Source organism: Bauldia sp. (assembly GCF_020442045.1).
Lineage (GTDB): Bacteria > Pseudomonadota > Alphaproteobacteria > Rhizobiales > Kaistiaceae > Bauldia.
This window is the reverse complement of sequence record NZ_JAGRLA010000122.1, coordinates 1-16138: the sequence shown is the minus strand read 5'-3', so window position 1 is coordinate 16138 and position 16138 is coordinate 1. Positions and strand designations below refer to the sequence as shown.

13 protein-coding genes are annotated in these 16138 nt (G+C 64.6%); 8 read left to right on the top strand and 5 right to left on the bottom strand.

Going from position 1 to position 16138, the window contains the following annotated elements; translation table 11 throughout:
- Together KDJ86_RS13905 and KDJ86_RS13900 are read right to left on the bottom strand one after the other, a co-directional pair.
- Window positions 1–420 (bottom strand): glycine--tRNA ligase subunit alpha (locus KDJ86_RS13905; protein ID WP_291746883.1); only part of this gene is annotated, 420 nt, incomplete at its 3' end.
- 95 nt (window positions 421–515) lie between these two features.
- A complete protein-coding gene (locus KDJ86_RS13900; RefSeq protein WP_291746881.1) occupies window positions 516–3758 on the bottom strand; it encodes a S41 family peptidase in 3243 nt (1080 codons plus the stop codon).
- A 213-nt stretch (window positions 3759–3971) separates the two neighbouring features.
- Between KDJ86_RS13900 and KDJ86_RS13895 the strand changes: the two genes are divergently transcribed.
- The gene (locus tag KDJ86_RS13895) at window positions 3972–4613 is read left to right on the top strand and encodes an SH3 domain-containing protein (RefSeq protein WP_291746879.1); all 642 of its coding nucleotides are present in this window, start codon (window positions 3972–3974) and stop codon (window positions 4611–4613) included.
- Window positions 4614–4656: 43 nt separating this feature from the next.
- On the opposite strand, the gene KDJ86_RS13890 is transcribed toward KDJ86_RS13895, so the two are convergent.
- Window positions 4657–4902 (bottom strand): hypothetical protein, encoded by a 246-nt coding sequence (locus KDJ86_RS13890; protein ID WP_291746876.1) that lies wholly within the window; start codon window positions 4900–4902, stop codon window positions 4657–4659.
- 141 nt (window positions 4903–5043) lie between these two features.
- Here KDJ86_RS13890 and KDJ86_RS13885 point away from each other — a divergent pair, with 141 nt between their 5' ends.
- From KDJ86_RS13885 to KDJ86_RS13860, 6 genes are all read left to right on the top strand, one after another.
- Entirely contained in the window at window positions 5044–5853 is an 810-nt protein-coding gene (locus KDJ86_RS13885) for a DUF2182 domain-containing protein (protein WP_291746874.1), read from the top strand.
- 16 nt (window positions 5854–5869) lie between these two features.
- Window positions 5870–6511, top strand: a complete 642-nt coding sequence (locus KDJ86_RS13880; RefSeq protein ID WP_291746872.1) for a DUF1326 domain-containing protein — start codon at window positions 5870–5872, stop codon at window positions 6509–6511.
- A gap of 115 nt (window positions 6512–6626) precedes the next feature.
- Window positions 6627–7397, top strand: a complete 771-nt coding sequence (locus KDJ86_RS13875) for an SDR family NAD(P)-dependent oxidoreductase (RefSeq protein WP_291746868.1) — start codon at window positions 6627–6629, stop codon at window positions 7395–7397.
- Window positions 7398–7595: 198 nt separating this feature from the next.
- Window positions 7596–8774, top strand: a complete 1179-nt coding sequence (locus KDJ86_RS13870) for a glycosyltransferase (RefSeq protein ID WP_291746865.1) — start codon at window positions 7596–7598, stop codon at window positions 8772–8774.
- A 229-nt stretch (window positions 8775–9003) separates the two neighbouring features.
- On the top strand, window positions 9004–10308 hold the full coding sequence (locus tag KDJ86_RS13865) for a serine hydrolase domain-containing protein (RefSeq protein WP_291746863.1): 1305 nt from the start codon (window positions 9004–9006) through the stop codon (window positions 10306–10308).
- Window positions 10309–10420: 112 nt separating this feature from the next.
- Window positions 10421–11770: a serine hydrolase domain-containing protein gene (locus KDJ86_RS13860; protein ID WP_291746860.1), complete on the top strand. Its 1350-nt coding sequence runs from the start codon at window positions 10421–10423 to the stop codon at window positions 11768–11770.
- Window positions 11771–11879: 109 nt separating this feature from the next.
- Here the strand turns inward: KDJ86_RS13860 and KDJ86_RS13855 are convergent, their stop codons facing one another.
- Together KDJ86_RS13855 and KDJ86_RS13850 are read right to left on the bottom strand one after the other, a co-directional pair.
- Complete coding sequence (locus tag KDJ86_RS13855) at window positions 11880–12278, bottom strand: SH3 domain-containing protein (protein WP_291746857.1); 399 nt, start codon at window positions 12276–12278, stop codon at window positions 11880–11882.
- 405 nt (window positions 12279–12683) lie between these two features.
- Window positions 12684–13658 carry an AraC family transcriptional regulator gene (locus tag KDJ86_RS13850; RefSeq protein WP_291746854.1) on the bottom strand — a complete coding sequence of 325 codons (975 nt, stop codon included), beginning with the start codon at window positions 13656–13658 and terminating at the stop codon, window positions 12684–12686.
- Window positions 13659–13894: 236 nt separating this feature from the next.
- Here KDJ86_RS13850 and KDJ86_RS13845 point away from each other — a divergent pair.
- Window positions 13895–16138 (top strand): arylsulfatase (locus KDJ86_RS13845; protein ID WP_291746886.1); only part of this gene is annotated, 2244 nt, incomplete at its 3' end.

Below are 16138 nucleotides of genomic sequence, written 5' to 3'. Positions count from 1 at the left end.
TTCCCAGCCAAGGCCCCAGGCGCCGAGCGTCGGGCTCTCCCAGTCGTCCTCGACGAAGCGCACGTCGTGGAGCGCCATGTCAAGGCCGATCGCGGCGAGCGACTTCAGGTAGAGCTCCTGAAGGTCGGGCGGCGACGGCTTGATGATCACCTGGTACTGGTAATAGTGCTGCAGGCGGTTGGGGTTCTCGCCGTAGCGGCCGTCGGTCGGCCGCCGCGACGGCTGGACATAGGCCGCCTTCCACGGCTTCGGGCCCAGCGCCCGCAAGGTCGTCGCCGGATGGAAGGTCCCCGCTCCCATCTCGGAATCGTAGGGCTGGAGGATCGCGCAGCCATAATCCGCCCAGTAGCGCTGGAGGGCGAGGATCAGCCCCTGGAAGGAGCGATCCGGGCGCATGTGGTCGGGGATGAATTCGGGCATGGTCTCGGTCCGGCAGCCATGTGGAAAAAGCGCGGCAAGCTATAAACCCGCCGCCGCGCGGGTCAAGGCGACGCGGGCTCGCCGTGCCACGCCCCTCACTTCTCCGGCAGCGTGCCGAGCAGGTAGCCGACCGCGCGTTCGAGCTGGCGGTCGCGTCCCGCCGCCACCGATTCCGGGTCGTTGTAGACGAGGATGTCCGGCTCCACCTCGAGGTTCTCGAACCAGCGCCCGTCGGTGAGCTGGAAGCCGAGCTCCGGCACGCGATAGCCGAGACGGGATTCGATCTGCGGCACGTCGGTCACCGAGGTGCCGGTCCCCGGCACCCGCTCGCCGATGACCTTGCCGATCCCCTTATACTGGTAGAGCGTCGGGAAGACCGAGGCATCGGAATAGCTGCTGGCGCTCGCCAGCAGGACGCTCGGCCCGGTGAAGCGGCCGACCGGGTTGCGGATCACCTCGACGCCGTCGCGGCTGACCAGCGAGCTGTCGTGGCGGCCGGTGAGCAGAACGTCGAGCTGGTCATGGAGGTTGCCGCCGCCGTTGGAGCGGATGTCGACGATCACCGCCTCGGCGTCGCGATAGCGACCGAACAGCTCACCATAGGCGGCTTGATACGGCGCGAGCTGCATGCCGCGGACGTGGATATAGCCGATCCGGCCGCCCGACAGCCGCTCGACGATCGCGCGGCGCCTGGCGACCCAGCGATCATAGGCAAGCTCGTTCTCGGCATAGACCGAGACCGGCTTGACCTTCTGCTCGACCGGCTCGCCGCCGGCGGCGGGCCGCACCGAGAGCAGGACCGACTGCCCCTGCTTGCGGTTGAGGAGCCGGTCGATGTTCATGTCCGGCGTGATCGCCTCGCCGTCGACGGAAAGGATCACCGCGCCCGGCGCCAGCGCGCTCGCCGGCCGGTCGGACGGCCCGCCGGGAATCACCTCGGCGATCTTCTCTCCGGCGCCTTCGTAATGCTGGTCATAGTAGAGGCCGAGCGAGGCGGTGAGGTCGCCGGTCGGGTTTGAGCGATGATAGGTCGATCCCTGGTGCGAGGCGTTGAGCTCGCCGACCATCTCCGACTGGAGCTCCGCCAGGTCCTCCCAGTGGAAGATATGAGGCAGGAACCTGCGGTAGTGGGCGCCGATCGCGTCCCAGTCCGCTCCCTGCATGTCCGGCAGGTAGAAGGTCTCCTTCGTCGCCCGCCAGTTCTGGTCGAAGATCGCCGCGACTTCCTCGCGGACATCATTCACCACCTCGGCCCGGAACGGTACCGGCCGGCTCTTGCCGTCGGCGAGGTTGTAGGCGGTGATCCGCCCGTCGGTGAGGAGATAAAGGGTGGTCAGCTTGGCGTCGGTCGCGAGCGCCAGGTCGGATGGCAGACCGGTCGAGAATATCTGCCGCGCCGCGTGGGTGGCGATGTCGATGAAGAAGCCGGCGAGCCTTGAATCGTCCTGCACGGTGACGAGGAGGAGCTGCTTGTTGTCGGGCGTCAGCTCGAAATAGACGATGCTCGACGAGAAAGGCGTCAGGCGCCCGGTCCGGTAGGCGACGCCTTCGAGGTCGGGAAGCCCGGCTTCCTTTTCCGGCCCACCGTCGCCATCCCCCTTCGCCGCCTCGAGCAGCGCCCTTTCCTCGGGCGATGCTCGGAAGATGTCGAAGGCTTCCTGGGTCAGGAATGCCGCATAGACGTCGGACTGGACGCCATTGGCGTTCGAGGCCCGCAACCCGTTGCGGTCGCTGGTCCACAGCACGATCGCCCCGTCCTGGCTGACGCTCGGGCTGTCGTCGGTATAGCCGTTGAGGCTGAGGTTGCGCCGCGGCGCGACGCCCGCCGCATCGAGCAGCTCGATCTCGGCGGTCGAGAAGATGCCGGTTCGCGCGACCAGCCACTTGCCGTCGGGACTCCAGGCATACTGCATGTCGCCATCGGCGTAGGAATAGGCGGCGTCGCCCGGCAGCACCTCCACCGAGGTCCCCGACGCGATGTCGAGGACCCTGATCTCGGTGCGGTTGTTGAGGTAGGCAACGCGGCCGCCATCCGGCGAATAGACCGGCTGGTAGGTGTCGGAATCGGTGTCGACGATGGCGACTTCCTCGAAGGGCGCGGTGCCGGAGAAGCCCTTGTCCTCGTCGCGCGTCAGCCGTGCCTCATAGATGTCCCAGTCGCCGTTGCGCATGCTGGCATAGGCGAGCCTGCGGCCGTCCGGCGAGAAGGTGAGGAAGCGCTCCATCGCAGGGGTCGCGGTGATGCGCCGCGTGGCGCCGCTCGCCAGCGAGACGACGAAGACCTCGCCGCGGGCGATCAGTGCCAGCTCGCTGCCGTTCGGCGAGACGACGATTTCCGTCGCCTGGTCGTTGACCGGCACCGTCGCCGGCCCGTCGACGAGATTGCTCTGGCGGATGCGGACGTCGATCCGCTCCGGATCGGCCGCGCCGGGCGTCAGCCGCCACAGCTCGCCGTCATAGGCGTAGACCAGCGTCCCGTCGTCGGCGCTCGACAGGAAGCGCACCGGCCAGGTCTCGTGGAAGGTGACCTGCTCCGGTTCGCCGCCTTCGATCGGACGACGCCAGACGTTGAACGACCCGCCCCGCTCGCTGAGCCAGAGGAATTCCGTCTCGTCGGGGCTGAAGACCGCGTTGCGGTCCTCGCCGCGCCATTCGGTCAGCTTGGTGTGCTTTCCGGTCGCGGGCTCGTAAATCCAGATGTCGCGGGCGGCATCGGAGACCTGGTGCTTGCGCCAGTCATTCTCGATCGACTTGTTGTCGGTATAGAGCGCCCGCGACCCGTCGCGGCTCGGCCGCAGGTCGAGCGCGACCGTCGCGAGCTCCAGCCGGGTCCGGCCGCCGCTGCTCGGCACCGAATAGAGCTGGTCGAGGTAGGGAAGCCCGAGTCCCTTCCGCGAGTCGACCGCATCCGCAGTCGGATCGCCGAGCCGCCTGGAGTTGAAATAGACCCGCGCGCCATCCGGCGAGAAGGCGGTCGGCACGTCGTCGGCGGAGTTGTAGGTCAGCCGCTTCACGGGCCCGCCATCGGCCGCAACGACGAAGATGTCCGCGTTGCCGTGGCGATCGGCGGAGAAGGCGATGCGCCGGCCGTCGGGCGACCAGACCGGATGCGAGCTGTAGAAGGGCGCGCCGGTCAGCGCCACGGCCTCGCCCCCCTCGATCGGCACGATCCATATCTGCCCCGCATAGACGAAGGCGACCTGCATGCCGTCGGGCGAGACCGCCGGATAGCGCAGCCACAGCGGCCGGTCCGTGTCCGGCGCTTCGGCCATGGCAGCCGTCGAGGCGATGACGATCGCGACGGCGACGGACAGGATATGCTTGCGAGCAGAAAACATCGGACATCCTCCCTCCGGCCCTGCCGGCACGTTGATCGCTGATCGCGGCGGAAAACCGCCGGAAATCGACGCCGAAGGGGTCGGGGACCGCTCCTCCGGCGCGAGGCCCGGAGGAGCTTCGCAGCATTCGCCGTCGAAAAAAAGCCTTGGCAGGCATGATACCAATCGATCCGAAGGGCGTTAGACTATGATATGCGTCAGGGAGAAGTTCATATGAGATCCATCGTCCTTGCCGCGGCAATCCTGGTCTCCGCGGGAGCTGCCGAGGCGGCCGTTCCCCGCGTCAACGCCACCTGTCCCGGCAATATCACGGTCCATGCCGACCAGGGCGGCCCCGTCTATATCAACGGCAGGGAGGCGGAGCTCCAGACCTACAACAAGAATTACTACGAGGCCCGGCGCGGGCATGTCACAATCTCGCTCACCGTCAAGCCCGACGGCACGCCGGACGTCTCCTACACCAGGGGCCGCGACAGTGGCGTTTGCCAGGTCGTGGCGAGCGGCAACCGGCCTGGCGGCAACGGCAATGGCGGCAATGGCGGGGGAAACAATAACTGGGGGAACAATGGCGGCGGGAACGGCCCCAACCGCAACCCCGACTATGCCGACGGCATGTCGGGCGGACCCGACTATTGGCGGGTCACCGACGTTCCCAGGAACGATACGCTGAACGTCCGGCGCGGCCCCGGCACCAACTACGCCGTGCTTGGCGAACTCAACAATGGCGACATCGTTCGCAACCGCGGTTGCAAGCGGGTCGGCCAGTCGCGCTGGTGCGAGATCGAGGCCGGCGAAGCCCGGAGACGGGGCTGGGTCAACGGTAATTTCCTGCGCGAATCCGGCCCGCCGCGGTAGGCGGGCGACCGACCGGGATTGTGCGATTGGCTCGGGCGGTGCCTCAGTCGTTCCCCTTGACCCGATAGACCCCGGTCTCGGGATCCTTCTCCAGCGTCTCGGTCTGCCGGGGGGGCTGGGAAGGCCTGGGCGGCTGTTGCGACCGCCGCGCCTGCCCGGTGCGCTGCTTGTCGAGCGCCGACTTCGTCGTGTTGAGCGCGGTCATCACCGTCGTGTGGGCGCGGTTGAACCGCCGCCACCAGATGACGATCGCAATGACCACGCCGAGAAAGGTCAGGAAGGCACCCATGGCGACGATCTAATGCGGGGGGCACGTCCAAGGCAACCGTTCTCGGCTGAAGACTATCCGGTTGACCTGCGCGTGCCGGCTGATGGACACATGGTCACGGCCATTTGACCGGCCGGCCAGGGCCGACGCGATGGAGGAAGAATGCCGACCACGAGCCCGATCGAAGCGGTTGCGCGCAACCAGCGCGCCGTCGTCATTTCGGGGCTGATCCTCGTCTCGCTGCTCGCCTGGGGCTTCGTTCTGGCCGGCGGCGGCACCGGCATGAGCATCCGGGCGATGTCGACCTGGCGGTTCCCGCCACCGATGGACCGGCCGGCGATGGCCGGGATGTGGACGCCGGCCTACGCCGTCACCATGCTCGTCATGTGGTGGGTCATGATGGTCGCGATGATGCTGCCGAGCGCCGCGCCGCTGATCCTCCTCTACGAGCAGATCGCGCGGAAAAGTGGCGGGAGCGGCGCGCGGGCGGCCTGGCTCGCCGCCGGCTATTGCCTGGGCTGGCTCGGCTTCTCGATGGCGGCGACGGCGCTGCAATACGGTCTCGAGCAGCTCGGCTGGATCCACGGCATGCTGATGTGGAGCCTCAACCCGTGGCTCTCCGCCGCCCTCCTCGCCGCGGCGGCGGTCTACCAGATCACGCCGCTGAAACACGCCTGCCTCAAGCACTGCCGGACGCCCTTCGGCTTCATCATGGGGCATTGGCGGCCGGGCGCCTCCGGCGCTTTCCGGATGGGGTTGGTCCACGGCACCTATTGCGTCGGCTGCTGCTGGTTCCTGATGGCGCTGCTTTTCGTCGGCGGCATCATGAACATCGTCTGGATCGCGGGTCTCGCGCTGATGGTGCTTGTCGAGAAGGTCGCCCCCAACGGCCGGCTGGTCTCGAACCTGCTCGGCGTGCTCTTTCTCGGCGGCGCCATCCACATCACCGCGTCCGCCGCATTGCAAACCTGAACCAGGGAGGTCTGCCATGATCGACTGGCGTATCGAAGCCATCACCTTCGGCAACTGCAACTGCGAGCGCAATTGCCCCTGCCAGTTCGAGCTCGACCCGACGCAAGGGCACTGTCGCGGCATGGAGGTCGGCGAGATCGAGCGCGGCCATTTCGGCGACACGCGGCTCGACGGCATCCGCTACGCCGTCACCTATGCCTGGCCGGGCCCGATCTACGAAGGCAATGGCGAAATGCAGGCGATCATCGACAGTCGCGCCGATACCGCCCAGCGGAAGGCGCTCAAGACCCTGCTCCACGGTGGCGAGGTGGAAGAGGCCGCGACCCATTGGTGGGTCTTCCACGCGATGTCGGACACCATCCACGAGACGCTTTACCTGCCGATCGCGTTCGACATCGATATCGAGGCGCGCCGCGCGCGGGTGGCGATCCCCGGCGCGATGGAGGCGACCGGCGGGCCGATCGTCAGCCCGGCGACCGGCGAGGAGCACCGGATCAGGATCGACATCCCGCATGGCATCGAGTTCGACATCGCCGAGATCGGCGTCGCCTCGACGCGGGCAACCGCCGCCGTAGCGCTCGACCTCGCCGGCAGCTACGGGCAGTTCAACCGCATCCACCACACCGGCCAGGGCGTGGTTCGCAACCGTATGGTATGATCCTCAGGCCCCGTGGCGCTCCCGGAGACGCGCTTGCTGGCATGAGCCCGTGCCTTGCGCGCGTGCCGGAGGAAGGTATCGGACCCGGCCCGACTTCCCTTCGAGGCAACAGAACATGGCTCATGACCTGTTTTCGCTGGAGGAACGGATTGCGCTGGTGACCGGCGGCAATGGCGGCATCGGCCGGGCGATGGCGCGTGGACTTGCCGCGGCGGGAGCACATGTGGTGGTAACCGGACGCGATCCCGCCAAGAATGCGGATGCTGCCGATGAGTTCGGCACCGATTCCGTCTTCGCGCTCGAAGTCCGTGACGAGCCGGCGGTGGAACGCACGATCGCGGCGATCGTCGAGCGGTTCGGCAGGCTCGACATCCTCCTCAACAACGCCGGGCTGTTTCGCGGCGGGCCGATCGTCGACCTCGAACTGGAAGCCTGGGACGCCGTGATCGGCGCGCATCTCACCGGTTCGTTCCTCTGCGCCAGGCACGCGGCCCGCGCCATGATCGCCGGCGACAGGGGCGGGAAGATCATCAACGTCGGGTCGATGTATTCGGTCTTCGGGGCGCCGCGCTTCGCGGACTACGCGGCGGCCAAGACCGGCATCCTCGGTCTGACGCGGTCTTTGGCCGTCGAACTCGCGGCGGCAGGCATCCAGGTGAATGCCATTCTCCCCGGCTGGTTCGAAACCGACCTGACGCGCGGGGTGCCCGCCAAGCCGATGGGTGAGCAGATCCGCAGACGGACGCCGGCGCGGCGCTGGGGGATGCCGGACGATCTCGTCGGCACGGTCGTCTATCTCGCTTCGCCGGCGTCGGATTTCGTGACCGGAGTCCATATTCCCGTCGATGGCGGGTATCGCGTCGCCGACCGGATCATGGACGACTAGACGCCTTCTCCCTCGATGGTCGCGGCGGCGTCGGCCGTCCACCGATCCTGATCGGCATGTTGCTCTATGCCCCGCCCGGCCTGCCGGGGCCGAGCACGGGTGGCCGACCCAAAAAGCCCGGCATTCGTGCTATCAGGCGGCGCGCCGAGACGTGCCGGGTCGCCGGGCGATGGCGCCGACGGGCTTCCGGAGGCTGGATTGACTGGACGCATCACTGTTGGCATGCCGCTCTTTAACGGCCAGGACTTCGTCGCCGAGGCGCTTCGCGCCCTCCAGGCGCAGACGTTCTCCGACTTCGAGGTCATCATCTCGGTCGATGGCAATGACCAGGTCAGCGCCGAGGCCTGCCGTCCCTTCCTCGCCGATCGCCGCTTCCGCATGGTCGTCCAGACCGAACGCCTCGACTGGGTCGGCAACTTCAACTGGCTGCTGGAGCAATCCGCCGGCGCGTTCTTCTGCTATCGGCAGCACGACGATACGACCGCTCCCGACTTCTTCGAGAAGCTGCTCGCCGTCGCCGATCGGCGTCCCGATGCGGCGATCGTCTATGCCGACTGCCAGTTCGTCGGCGAGCAGTCGCATATCGAGGCGACGCCCTCGATCGAGGGAGAGACGCATCAACGCCTGAGGCAGTTCATCGAGCGGATCACGCCAACCGCCTGCCGGGGCATCATCCGGAAGGAAGCGATCGCGCAGGCCGGTGCGGTCCGGGTCGACGAATTCCGATCCAACCAGCAGATCTTCGTCTGGCTCGCGAAGGTCCTGCGCTGGGGCAGTTTCCTGCGGCTTCCGGAACCGATCTACTATCGCAGAATTCACGGCGACAACTACCACAAGCAGAACCGCCGCTGGTCCGACGAGAAAAAGGTCGGCGACTGGACAACGGTCTTCACAGGCCTCCTCGAAGCGGTGTTGCCGACCTGCACGAGCGTGGAAGAGCGCCTGTTCTTCCAGACCTTCATTCTCGACCGGGTCTGCGTCGCCCGCAGCGGTCAAAGCTACTGGATCAGGCCCGACACCATCGAGAAGAGCGGCCTGTTCATCCTCAGATGCTTCGAGCGTCTGGCGGCTGAGGGCAACATGGATCGATGGATCGCGCTCGATCCGCTTGTCGCACCTGATACGCCGCCGACGACCCTCGCCGACGTCATCGCGTCGGAAGCGCGAAGGCATCGGCTTGCCATGGAGCAGGCCGAGCTTGAGCGCGATCGGTTGCTCCAGGAAAACGCGAGATTGAAGGCGCGCAACAAGGCCAAGACCGAAAAAAACAAGGCGCTCGCCACCGAGAACAAGGCGCTCGCCGCCGAGAACAGGACGCTCCGCGACGCGAAGGCCGTCCGTTTCGAGCGTGCGGTGCGACGGCTGTTTGGCCGGTAGGCGTCGCCATTGCTGACCGTCAGGAACGGTCAGCCCGGGGCTCCGCAGCGGTCAGTTGATCCCTATCAAGGGATAACTTTAGAGTCGGACCTAAACTGCCGGTGAGATCGACCTGAAGGTACAACGGCAATCCACTGGCGGATATCGCACGTGCGGCAGAGTCGCTGCCAACTTCGATCCTGATCATCAAGGACGGTGCAATTCCTTAGGAAGACAGGGAGGACCAACTATGTTCCGCAGAACATTGGCTTCGTCACTCTTCGTCGTCGCGGCTTCGGCTGCCGGGGCAGAGGAGCGCACGCCTCTTGACGCGTTCGTCGCCGGGTTTCCGATGGAACTCGAGAAAGAGACCCGCGACGCGGACTACAACGAACTGTTCAGAGGCGGCGACCCGTCCGCCTATTTCAACGTTCATGCCTCCGAGTTCATGAACACCACCATCCTGCCTTCACGCCAGCCCGTCATGCCGCTGGGGTCGCGGCCCATGCCCGAGGTCGGGGAGGTCGCGGTCGAGATGCTGGACGAGAGCTCTCTGGAAGGCACCCTCTCGCTGGACCAATTCCTTGAGAAGTCCGACTACGCGCAGGCCTTCATCGTCATTCAGGGCGGCGATATCGTCTACGAGAAGTATCCCAGGCTGCGGCCCGAGGATGCCCATCTCTGGATGTCCTCGGCCAAGCCCACCGCGAGCCTGATCATCGATCAGCTGATCAGCGAGGGCAAGATCGACGAGAACGCGCCGGTGACGGACTACATCACCGACTTCAAGGGAACGGACTGGGACGGCATCACCACGCGTGACATCATGGACATGGCCACCGGGATGGATCTCGTGGACACCAGCGAGTCCCGTTTCGATCCGAACAACGTCGCGCGCCGGGTTTACGAGGCCGAGTTCGGCTTCCCCAACGAGACGAGGGGGCAGGAGCTTCTGACGGATGTGCTGAAAAGCACGCCGCGGAAGGAAGAGCCCGGCCTGTCCTTCGGGTATGCCTCCGGCCTGACCCAGATGCTGGTGATCCTGGCCGAAAGGGTCGAAGGCGAGCGCTGGCCGCAGATGTTCGACCGCCGCGTCTGGTCCAAGGTCGGCGCCGAGGGCGCGCTGCAGATCCACCTGACGCCGGACGGCATTGCCGCGGCGCACGGTCTCGTCTCGAGCAATCTGCGCGACTTCGCTCGTTTCGGCATGCTGTACACCCCAAGCTGGAACAAGATCGCCACCGAGCAGGTCGTCACCGATGAAATTCTCGAGCGGATGCACAGCGAAGTGCGCTCTCACGAGTTCATGATGTCCAGTTTCCACGGGCCGGCCTTCACCGAGTACATGGGTGGGGACGATTTCGTCAGCAACGGCCGTCAGTGGGACCTGTTCTGGCCCGACGGAGACTTCTGGAAGGGCGGTCTGATGACCCAGGGTCTGTATGTCTCGCCGTCGCGGGATCTCGTCATTGCATATTACAATGTGAACAACGATGATCACTCCGCGCACCTCTATGCCCGCGCGATCGCGACCTCCGGCCTCTTCGACAATTGAGAATCAAAAGCGTGCCGCGAGATCAACGCGCGCTGGGCCAATTTGCGAGGTCGATCCGCATTTTCTGCGATTCCCACGAGACTACGCAAAGACCGCGACCAGGGGAGTCAAAATGACCATTCGTGAGATCGGAATTGCCCTTTTCTTGGCGACCGTGATCCCGCTTTCGGCCCATGCGCAGACCGCCGGACCGGGCGACGACGCCGAGTACACCGAGGCGCCGGAAGACAACATCTCATCCCTGATCCCGCTTGAGCAAATCTACGGGATTCATGCCTTCTTCAATGAGCCGGGCAACGAGGTGCAGATCCAGCTTCCGAGCGACAAGACGCAATATGCCTGGCAGAACTACTCGCGCTTCCAGAAGGGCGCCATCGTCCCACGCTGGGGCGATATCAGCAGGCTGGGCTATGCGCTCGATCCCTCGATCGACGATATCGGCGTCGACTTCGCGGATGGCTCCAGGCTGACCGTCGACGCGTTCATCAAGGAAAAGCCCGTCGACGGTTTCATCGTCATCAAGGATGGCGAGATTCTCTACGAGCGCTACAAGACGATGCGCCCGTTCGACAAGCACATCTGGTTTTCGAGCAGCAAGGTGGTCGGCTCAACTCTGCTTGCCCTGCTGGAGGCGGAAGGAAAGATCGACCTTTCGAGGCCGGTTTCGGACTTCATACCCGAACTGAAGGGCTCGGTCTGGGACACTGTTTCGGTGCAGGAAACGGTCGACATGGCGACCGGGCTCAACGGCACCGAGCATGACGAGCCCAATCACGATTCGCGCACCAATCCCGAACAGATCTGGTTCCAGTGGGCGGTCGCGATCGGCGTCTTCAAGGGCGACGGCGAGCGGCCGAAGCCGTGGGACGTCCTGAAGACGATGGAGCGGCGCCAGGAGGGCCACAAGGCCTTCGAATACAACTCGATCAATACCTTCGTGATCGACAATATCGTCGAGAGGGTCAGCGGCAAAACAGTCCCGGAGCTCTTCGGTGAGAAAATCTGGCGCAGAATCGGCGCGGAGGGAGATGCCTTTATCGGCGTCGATCTGGACGGAGGGCCGCTGACCTTCGGGCTGATCAACACCAACCTTCGCGACTTCGCCCGCTTCGCGATGATCTACACCCCAATGGCGAAGGAGGTCTTCGGCGAGGAAATCATCCCGGCAGACATCGTCACGCACATCCAGACGAGCGGCAGACCGGAGATGTTCGCCAAGGGTTATGTCGGCGAGAAAATGTTCAAGTCCTTCTTCAAGGACAAGGATACGGGCCTGAGCAACGCCTATATGTGGGACACGATCTTCCCCGATGGCGACCTATACAAAGCCGGTGTCGGCGGGCAGGGAATCTACATCTCTCCCTCGACCAACACGGTCGTCGCCTATTTCATGACCGGCACCGGCAATGACGGTCCCGAAACCGTGGCCCGTGCGATCGTCAACAGCCTGAACGACCGCTAGGCGCGTTCCGGCCTAAAGCCCGTAGCGCTCCCGGAGCAGGCGCTCCTCGATCGCCCCGGCGATGCCGGCGAACTCGACCGCGACGCCTATGGATGGGGCGGGCGATCGGCTACCGCTTCCTGCCGCCGCTCTGCCGATTTCGGAAGTCCCGGGCGCCCTGGCTGAATTCGCGAACCGAACGTTCGATCGGCCATTCGCAGTATGGGTTGTTCCAGGCATTGACCGCGTAGCAGTTGGTCCAGTCGTAGGCCGGTCTTGCATTTCCGCGCCGGATGTACGATGCGGATGCCCAACCGCGCCGGCCGGCATAGATCACCTCGCACCAACGTCCGCAGCGAAGCACGTTGACCCGCGCGCCGGCAGGTATCGTCGTAATGCGGGCGTATTTTGTACTCGGCCCAGTGCGAAGGTTGACGCTGCCTTTGGCCACGCCCGGCGCAGCGACGGCGCCCTGGGCAACCGTTGTCAGCATGACGGCAAAAGCCAAACCTGCAACGAGCTTCAGCATCCGATTATCCTCCAAGCCTTCTCTTTGGAACGCAACAAGGCTGACTTGGTTCAGGTCGTCACCCAAGACGCGTTGGCAAGGGCATCTGGCTGTTCGACGTCCGGACATCAAACCGGGAGAAGCTCCAGGAAGGTGTCCGGCGCCCTTCAACGATCAGCGAGCCATCCTAAAGCCCGTAGCGCTCCCGGAACAGCCGCTCCTTCAGCGCGGTCGGCAGGTCGGCGACCCGGTCGGTCTGGAGCTTGGCACGACCGGGGGCGGTCCGCCTGCGAAGCCTTTCGCATTTCGGTATCCACAGCGTCGTTGCTCAGGCGCAGCTCCGGTTTCCGGCTTTTGGTCAGGGCCACGGCATGCACATCGGAATGCGCGGAGCGCAAGATGGCGGCGACTCGAACGACCGGCTGGCTACGAGTAGTTCGACCTGAAGGCTCGCGCATAGTCGCGCGGCGGCATGCCGGTCCAGCGGCGGAAGGCCCGGGTAAAATGGGCCGGATCCGAATAACCGAGGAGAAAGGCGATCTCGATCGCCGAGTTCTCTCCTGAAATGACATGGCGCGTGGCTTCGGTGCGCCGGACATCGTCCAGAATCTCCTCGAACGAAAAGCCCCAGTCCCTCAACCTTCGCTGCACAGTTCGGGCGCTGACCCTCAGGTGCGCCGCGACTGTCTCGAGGTTCGCGCGACCATAAGGCAGGAGCCGCTTAAGCAGGGCGCCTGTCGCTTCAGCCGTCTCGGCGACCTCGATCGGATTGGGTCCGACGTCCCCGATGGACGCGTCAAGGATGCTGCGGTCGATCACGATCGAATCGTAGTCGCATCCGAATTCGAGCCGCGGCCCGCAGGTCTCCTCCAGGCACTCGGCGCCATGCGAGTAGGGTATCGATAGGCGGACGCTGACGGCCTCGGGCACCTTTGCCAGAAGCGCAATCTTCCGCAGGAAGACCATCGAGCCGAGAAGGTGCTGGTGGGGACTGGCCCCCAAACGTCCGTGATATTCGAACCTGAGCTCGGCGTGCCGGGCAAAGGTGAAGAAGCGGAGGGCCGAGCCCTGGTGCAACAATTCGACGTTGTTTGCGGCGACAGCGCAAGCTTCGCCAACGCTTCGTGCTCCAGCAATCGTCCGGCCCCAGGGGCCGAAGTCGACCAACTCGAAGCTCGCGCCGATTTTCGAGATGAGGAACCTGTCCCCGCTGACGATCCCCGCTTCCTCGCTCAGCGCGAAGCAGAGCTGGCGCGGAACCCAGCCGTTCGCATCAAGCAACGCAGAGGGCGGAACACCGACCCGTCGAAAAAGCTCAAGTGGCGAGACACCGCGATTTCGGAGCGCGCCGGCGATATGCAGCAGCGTGCGCGGATTGTGGGCGAAATCGTCGAACGGCATCTTTTTCTGAGCCCATGTCGCCTAATGGCAAGAACGCACCTGCCGGCACCAGTATTTATAGATGGCTTGCGACTGTAAAACCACGCTGGCGTCATCCGCGGGGCATCGGTTGCGCTTGAGGGTTTGGGAGGAAGGCCATGCAAATCTTTGCGATGTTTCAGGACGCAGCAAGAGGTCAAGCGGACCTCCGGTCGACCCGTTTCATATTCTTGCTTTCCGGCCTTTTCGCCTTCGGGATGGCCTCCGTCCCGGCAAACGCCCAGCAGGTGACGGGCACTGCCGGCTCGCCGAGCGCCACGACGACCATTCCAGGCAACCAGTTGCCCGCCCCCGAACCGAAGTTCGGCGGCGTCATCGAGAATGATGCGCTCGACTCGACGCCTTGGTGGTCGCCGCGGATCGTTCCGCCGGAGGAAGCACCCAACGTTCTCCTGATCATCACCGACGACGCCGGGTTCGGCGTGCCGAGCACTTTCGGTGGCGTTATCCCGACGCCGACGATGGACCGCATCGCGGAAATGGGGCTCCGCTACACCAACATCCACTCGACGGCGCTCTGCTCGCCGACCCGGGCGGCGCTGATCACCGGCCGTAACCATCACACGGCCGGATTCGGCGTCATCTCCGAACAGTCGACCGGCTTCCCCGGCTACAACAGCATTATCGGCGAGGACAAGGCCACCATCGGCCGGATCCTGCTCGACAATGGCTTTGCCACCGCGTGGTTCGGCAAGGACCACAACACGCCGGCGTTTGCCGCGAGCTCCGTCGGGCCTTTCGACCAATGGCCCACCGGCATGGGCTTCGAATATTTCTACGGTTTCGTCGGTGGCGACGCCAACCAGTGGCAGCCGAACCTCTTCCGCAACACGACGCAGATCTACCCCTTCGACGGACACGAGGGCGAGTGGAATCTGATCACCGCGATGGCCGATGACGCGATCGACTATCTCAACCGGCTGAACCAGACGCAGCCGGACAAGAAGTTCTTCATCAAATACGCGCCGGGCGCCACCCACGCCCCGCACCACCCGACCAAGGAATGGGTGGAGAAGATCCACGACATGCATCTCTTCGACGATGGGTACAACAAGCTCCGCGAACAGATCTTCGAGAACCAGAAGAAGCTCGGCGTGATCCCGCAAGACACCCAGATCGAAGACTGGCCCGACGATATTCTCAAGCCGTGGGACAAGCTGACCGACGAGGAACAAAAGCTGTTCATCAAGCAGGTCGAGGTCTTCGCCGCATACGCCGCCTATAACGATCACGAGATGGGGCGTATCGTCGATACGATCGAGCAGATGGGCAAGCTCGACGACACGCTGATCATCTACATCAACGGCGACAACGGCACGAGCGCCGAGGGCGGACCGCTCGGAACCCCCAACGAAGTGGCATTCTTCAACGGCATCAACGAGATGCCGATCGATGTCCAGATGAAGTGGTACGACGTGTGGGGCACCGAGGCGACCTACAATCACATGTCCGCCGGTTGGTCCTGGGCATTCGACACGCCGTTCACCTGGTTCAAGCAGAATGCCTCCAAACTCGGCGGCATCCGCCAGAACATGGCTATTTCCTGGCCGGCGCGGATCAAGGACAAGGGAGGCCTCCGCGAACAGTTCATGCACGTCATCGACGTCGTGCCGACCATCCTCGAGGTGACCGGCATCCCGGCGCCGGAGACGGTCGATGGCGTCACCCAGGCGCCGATCGAAGGCACCAGCTTCGCCTATACCTTCGACAAGGCGAACGCGAAGGAACCGTCCCATCACAAGATTCAATACTTCGAGATGATGGGTCAGTGGGCGCTTTACGATGAAGGTTGGTTCCTGAGCACCAAGGTCAACCGCGCGCCGTGGGATGCCTTCGGCCCCGCCAACACCGATCCGCTGAACAACCAGGTGTTCGAGCTATACGACCTGACCAAGGACTACAGCCAGTCCCGGAACATCGCCGACAAGCATCCAGACAAGGTGCAGGAGATGAAGGAATTGTTCATCCGCGAGGCGCAGAAATACGGCGTCTTCCCGATGGATGCCTCGTTCGCGGCCCGGGTCGTGGCGCCGCGGCCGAATATCACGGCCGGACGCACCGAGTTCGTCTACACCCACCCGATGGTCGGGTTGCCGCAGGGGGACTCGCCATCGATCCTCAATAGCTCCTACACCTTCACCGCGGAGATCGACGTGCCGGAAGGCGGAGCGGAAGGCATGATCGTCACTTCCGGCGGACGGTTTGGCGGCTACGGCTTCTACCTCAAGGACAGCAAGCCGGTCTTCCTGTGGAACCTTGTCGACCTGAAGCGGCCGAAGTGGGAGGGCCCCGACGCGCTGACGCCCGGCAAGCACACGCTGGTCTTCGACTTCAAGTATGACGGCCTCGGCACCGGCACGCTCGCCTACAACAACTTCAGCGGTCTCGGCCAGGGCGGAACCGGCACGCTCACGGTCGACGGCAAGGTGGTGGCGACCCAG

Coding starts and splice junctions, on each gene's coding strand:
- KDJ86_RS13895 (WP_291746879.1), top strand. CDS start 3,972: ATGAGATCCATCGTCCTTGCCGCGGCAATCCTGGTCTCCGCGGGAGCT.
- KDJ86_RS13855 (WP_291746857.1), bottom strand. CDS start 12,278: ATGCTGAAGCTCGTTGCAGGTTTGGCTTTTGCCGTCATGCTGACAACG.
- KDJ86_RS13890 (WP_291746876.1), bottom strand. CDS start 4,902: ATGGGTGCCTTCCTGACCTTTCTCGGCGTGGTCATTGCGATCGTCATC.
- KDJ86_RS13865 (WP_291746863.1), top strand. CDS start 9,004: ATGTTCCGCAGAACATTGGCTTCGTCACTCTTCGTCGTCGCGGCTTCG.
- KDJ86_RS13880 (WP_291746872.1), top strand. CDS start 5,870: ATGATCGACTGGCGTATCGAAGCCATCACCTTCGGCAACTGCAACTGC.
- KDJ86_RS13885 (WP_291746874.1), top strand. CDS start 5,044: ATGCCGACCACGAGCCCGATCGAAGCGGTTGCGCGCAACCAGCGCGCC.
- KDJ86_RS13900 (WP_291746881.1), bottom strand. CDS start 3,758: ATGTTTTCTGCTCGCAAGCATATCCTGTCCGTCGCCGTCGCGATCGTC.
- KDJ86_RS13875 (WP_291746868.1), top strand. CDS start 6,627: ATGGCTCATGACCTGTTTTCGCTGGAGGAACGGATTGCGCTGGTGACC.
- KDJ86_RS13860 (WP_291746860.1), top strand. CDS start 10,421: ATGACCATTCGTGAGATCGGAATTGCCCTTTTCTTGGCGACCGTGATC.
- KDJ86_RS13850 (WP_291746854.1), bottom strand. CDS start 13,658: ATGCCGTTCGACGATTTCGCCCACAATCCGCGCACGCTGCTGCATATC.